Raw genomic sequence first — 4,081 nt, 5'->3', positions numbered from 1 at the left:
AAATTCATCATATTATATAAATAAAGTGAAAAAATAAAAATTATACAACACAGCATCTCCAGCCACTTCTCTTCTCTTACTCAAATAATTGTGAATACTACCTTTGGAAGGCTCGCTCTTAGAGTGAATGGAGTACATTTATAAGATTGATTGGGTGAATACGTCGCTTAGCACATTGATTAGAGGTAAATCTGTATGTTTGAGAGGTTGCCGGACAAAAAGCAGGTGGTAGAATACGATGATGCGGGTGTGATTCCCGTTTACTATTATCCCGACACAGATTACCTTTTTCAAATGATGGGAGTAAGAACCATTGAAATGGCTCTCCTAGAAAAAAAGGATTTGGCACTGGATGTGGGGTGCGGAATAGGCAAAGAAGCGGCTATGATGGCCGAAAGAGGAGCAAGAGTCATAGGTCTCGATCCCTCTAAGATAATGGTTAAAAAGGCAAGAGACTGGGTGAATTCCAACAATCAGGAAGTAAGCATAGTCAGAGGGGCGGCTGAATATTTACCCTTCAGAGAAAACGCGTTCGACGCCGTGACCTGTAAAGGAGCCATGGACCACTTTGCAAGCCCCCGAGCAACACTAAAAGACTTTTCAAGAGTTCTAAAACCAGATGGAAGAGCAGTGGTTTCTCTGGCAAATTTTGAGAGTTTAGGCTTCAAAATGGCGAGAAGAATACACGCTATGAGAAGAAAATTTAAGCTTGTGGGTGACGGGCCAACTCCCTGGGATGTCCCAAAAGACCACACAGTGAGGTTTGATTACCTCGTTTTAAAAGCGTATATGAATGGCGTTCTGAAAAGAAGTGGAATGATAGGACACTCCATGTTTTGGAACTTGCACCAGTGGGGAAGAATCCTAAATTCTCTTCCTAAGAGGGTCTCTTGGACCATAATGCAATTCTTGGACGAAATCGCAAAACTGTTCCCAATGTTAGGAGACATAATAATCGCTCGTGGAACACCCATAAAAAAGGGCGACCGGAAAAAGGAATGAGTCTGAAAGAAGGATCAAGAAAAGCAAAGCTTTATGTCAAAATAATTTTTCCAAAATTTAAACTATTTAAAGATGTTAATATTACATTTATATTAAATTTGCAAGAAAACAAGGAAACATCTTTAATAGTTAAGTCATAAAAGAATAAAACGATTGTTTAAAAGTTGCCTTAGGAAAGCTACTAGCTTAAAGCCATTGGTGGAAAAGAGTTTAAATGATGTGGAGAAGATTGATTTGCCGTTCAAGATTGGTTTGGCGCAAAAGCGTAAGCAGTTAATAGCGGAAGAATTGAAGAGTTATCCCGAAAATTATTGAGTTGGATGTTGAAAAAATCATTTTTTGGTTCTTCAGTTTCAAATACCGTTCACAAGTCAAGTGATCTGGATATTCTTATTATAAAGAAAACGAGTAAAAAATTTCTTGATAGACTAGAAGAATTCTACCAGCATTTAAAACCAAGCTTAGCAATGGACATACTCGTGTACACACCAGAAGAATTTGAGGACATGAAACAGAGCAATCAATTTATAAAATCCGCTCTGAAAAACGGAGAGGTTATATATGAAAAATAAAACCTCAGAGGCAAAAAGGTGGCTTTCACAAGCACTTCAAGATTTGGACGACGCCAAATTCAACCTTTCAGGTAAAAGATATAATGTAGCCTGTTTTCTCGCCCAGCAATCCGTAGAAAAAGCTCTGAAAGCGTATCTTTTTATGAAGGGCGCTGAAGAAGTGTGGGGATATTCCACTGCAGAACTATGTAAAGATGCGAAAAATTTCGACCCAGAATTTAGCATAATAGAATCAAACGCCAGTTCGCTTGACAAATACTACATTCCCACCAGATATCCCAACGTATTACCCGGAGGCATCCCCTCTCAGGCGTTTGACGAAGAGGATGCAAAGAGAGCGATCTCTCTAGCAGAAAAAGTAATAGGGTTCATAAAATCTAAATGGATAGACAAGTCCTCAAAAGCCCCAATCTAAAAGTGAACCTTTAGCCAAACTCGACCTCAACTCCATAAACCGTTGCTCGAAACTTACCCATCTAGGACACTTCCAGACGATAGATTCGCAGAATCTGCCTTTTTTGAGGCTTTTTTCTTGTGTTTCTCAAAAAACTGTTTTCTGCCTTTTTTTAGCCGTATACGGGAAGTATACGCTTGTTTTGCTCACAATTTTCCCCGGAAAGAAGCGTTTTTTAAGCCCGAAACAAAGGAGTAAACAACCACATAATTAACGAGAAACACGTGAACAAAATTAGTAGAAAGGGTGGTGCACATGTTCTAAAAGCACATGGTTGCCCAAAATAAGGTCGTTCCAGACCACTCACCGGCTGAAATGCGCCCCACACACCTTTCACATACGGGGGCAAAATAAAATGATACAACCTTTGCAAAAACCGTCCTCCAGCTACGGAGATTGAAAGTTTTTTACTCTAACATTGTTAAAACATTAAAGATTAATAAAAATTCTAAACCACGGCGAGGTCACTGCTTTGGATGGGCGTTGATTTTAGAACGCAAGGTTGTAGTTTTTGGTTTTCAGGAAATTGGTGAATTCTCTAAACTCTTCTCTTTCCGCCAGCTCGTAGAAAACAGTTATAATCCCGCTTTTCTCAAACCCTTTATCTGGAGTGTATATTTCTGTTAGGTTCAAACGCTTCATCACCGTAGCGCTTATGAGGTCGGATAAGCCTAGAGGAAGCTTACCGTATATATTGCAAGCGTTCTCCTGGTCTTCTAGGGTTGGCGCGATTATGTCAAGGGAGTAAAGGGCCCTGATGGCTTTAATGAAAGTGGGAAGTGCGCCAGCCCTGTAGTGGGAGAGCCAGATTAACACCTCATCTTTGACAAGCGTTGTTGTGGCGGCTGGCTCCATGTTTTCAATCCTGTAGAGAATGTATCCGCTGATTGCTGCTTCCAAGGACAATCCTTTCTTAGAGGCAGACATCCACTTTATGAAGACCGGCGCATCAACGAACCTCACTCAACCACCTAACTTATTCTTGAGTTCGTTAAGAAAGAGTTCGTCACCACCGGCATCTGAGGGGGCCTCCTCGGCTATACTGGCAAGCATCATAAGTGGACTCTCCTTCGTAAAAGAGATAATCAGCCTTCCACCCTTAACTTCCAAGTCCAGTTCGTCGCCAATCTTAACGTTAAATCTTGACCTGACCTCTTGTGGAATGGATACCCTGTAGCCGCTTAACACCTTAACTCTGTATTTATAAAAAGACATTATACATCACCAAAATACAATAAAATAATACAATTAAAAAACATTTCTACAGACGCTGTAAAGTGATGCCCATATGTTCAAACAAAGATCCTATTGTATAGTTTTTTGTTCTTTTCCCTGATTTCCTTCAGTAGACCTTAGGCATAATTATTTTTCATTCAGAAATGGTGCGAAAAAGTTTAAAATCTAACAGAAATCCTACCGAAAAATGCAAAAAATTTGATAAAAGACGATTGAAAACGGAAAAAATCTGGAAGTATTAATTACGCCTAAGGCCTAGTGCTTTTTTCGGTTTTCTGTTTACTTCCCTTTGGAACCGGTCGCCAAACATCCTCTCCTCCCGCTCCCTCAGTATGGCAACGTAGACCTCAAGCTCAACACTAGCTAAAGCCTCTCTCAGAGTTACATCCAACCTCAGCTCCTCCAGATACCCCTCGAAGAAGTTGAAAACGTAAACAGCATCTGGGACGTGGAAAAGAATCCAATCATCCATAACATTACACCCGGTAACCCTGCGCCACAGACTCCGAAGCCTCTCAATGAGGTTCTCCAAGTCATTGTTTGTCCTCGGTATCCTCTCATCGTCATAGCAGTGGAAGAGCCCCTCCACGCGGATTCCACCTGCTCCACCACCTTCCTATACCGCGCATCACTCTCACCCTTCCTCCTAAAAAGATCCATACACTCCCCAACCCGGGCTACAAATATATTTGTTCGGATAAAACTTATAATGCGTGCTGAGGTTGATACGGGTTAAAATGAGGTAACACAAATGATTCCCGATTCTTTGTCCTCTTGCGAAACGGGAAGTCTAGTAACACCTTACCAAGATACTGAA

General features: G+C 41.0%; 8 protein-coding genes. 4 read left to right on the top strand and 4 right to left on the bottom strand.

The features are described 5' to 3' along the window. Nucleotides 1-195: 195 nt before the first annotated feature. The 4 genes from ACUVXA_RS17485 to ACUVXA_RS17470 all read left to right on the top strand — a co-directional run bounded on the left by ACUVXA_RS17485 (nucleotide 196) and on the right by ACUVXA_RS17470 (nucleotide 1,989). The gene (locus tag ACUVXA_RS17485; RefSeq protein ID WP_445872567.1) at nucleotides 196-1,002 is read left to right on the top strand and encodes a class I SAM-dependent methyltransferase; all 807 of its coding nucleotides are present in this window, start codon (nucleotides 196-198) and stop codon (nucleotides 1,000-1,002) included. A gap of 153 nt (nucleotides 1,003-1,155) precedes the next feature. Continuing rightward, nucleotides 1,156-1,317: a hypothetical protein gene (locus ACUVXA_RS17480; RefSeq protein ID WP_445872566.1), complete on the top strand. Its 162-nt coding sequence runs from the start codon at nucleotides 1,156-1,158 to the stop codon at nucleotides 1,315-1,317. A gap of 5 nt (nucleotides 1,318-1,322) precedes the next feature. Beyond that, nucleotides 1,323-1,574 (top strand): nucleotidyltransferase domain-containing protein, encoded by a 252-nt coding sequence (locus ACUVXA_RS17475; RefSeq protein WP_445872568.1) that lies wholly within the window; start codon nucleotides 1,323-1,325, stop codon nucleotides 1,572-1,574. After that, nucleotides 1,564-1,989 carry a HEPN domain-containing protein gene (locus tag ACUVXA_RS17470; protein WP_445872565.1) on the top strand — a complete coding sequence of 142 codons (426 nt, stop codon included), beginning with the start codon at nucleotides 1,564-1,566 and terminating at the stop codon, nucleotides 1,987-1,989. Before ACUVXA_RS17475 ends, ACUVXA_RS17470 begins: the two co-directional genes overlap by 11 nt. A gap of 528 nt (nucleotides 1,990-2,517) precedes the next feature. Here ACUVXA_RS17470 and ACUVXA_RS17465 read toward each other — a convergent pair. From ACUVXA_RS17465 to ACUVXA_RS17450, 4 genes are all read right to left on the bottom strand, one after another. Continuing rightward, complete coding sequence (locus tag ACUVXA_RS17465; protein WP_445872564.1) at nucleotides 2,518-2,991, bottom strand: PIN domain-containing protein; 474 nt, start codon at nucleotides 2,989-2,991, stop codon at nucleotides 2,518-2,520. After that, nucleotides 2,992-3,243 (bottom strand): AbrB/MazE/SpoVT family DNA-binding domain-containing protein, encoded by a 252-nt coding sequence (locus ACUVXA_RS17460; RefSeq protein ID WP_445872563.1) that lies wholly within the window; start codon nucleotides 3,241-3,243, stop codon nucleotides 2,992-2,994. Between the two features lie 259 nt (nucleotides 3,244-3,502). Beyond that, entirely contained in the window at nucleotides 3,503-3,655 is a 153-nt protein-coding gene (locus ACUVXA_RS17455; RefSeq protein ID WP_445872562.1) for a hypothetical protein, read from the bottom strand. A 2-nt stretch (nucleotides 3,656-3,657) separates the two neighbouring features. Continuing rightward, a complete protein-coding gene (locus tag ACUVXA_RS17450) occupies nucleotides 3,658-3,924 on the bottom strand; it encodes a hypothetical protein (protein WP_445872561.1) in 267 nt (88 codons plus the stop codon). Nucleotides 3,925-4,081 lie beyond the last annotated feature (157 nt).

The organism is Candidatus Jordarchaeum sp., from assembly GCF_052745115.1.
This window is presented reverse-complemented; position numbering and strand designations above follow the sequence as displayed.

Excerpts from the sequence above, each read along its gene's own strand:
- ACUVXA_RS17485 (WP_445872567.1), top strand. The coding sequence starts at position 196 with ATGTTTGAGAGGTTGCCGGACAAAAAGCAGGTGGTAGAATACGATGAT.
- ACUVXA_RS17475 (WP_445872568.1), top strand. The coding sequence starts at position 1,323 with ATGTTGAAAAAATCATTTTTTGGTTCTTCAGTTTCAAATACCGTTCAC.
- ACUVXA_RS17470 (WP_445872565.1), top strand. The coding sequence starts at position 1,564 with ATGAAAAATAAAACCTCAGAGGCAAAAAGGTGGCTTTCACAAGCACTT.
- ACUVXA_RS17460 (WP_445872563.1), bottom strand. The coding sequence starts at position 3,243 with ATGTCTTTTTATAAATACAGAGTTAAGGTGTTAAGCGGCTACAGGGTA.
- ACUVXA_RS17450 (WP_445872561.1), bottom strand. The coding sequence starts at position 3,924 with ATGGATCTTTTTAGGAGGAAGGGTGAGAGTGATGCGCGGTATAGGAAG.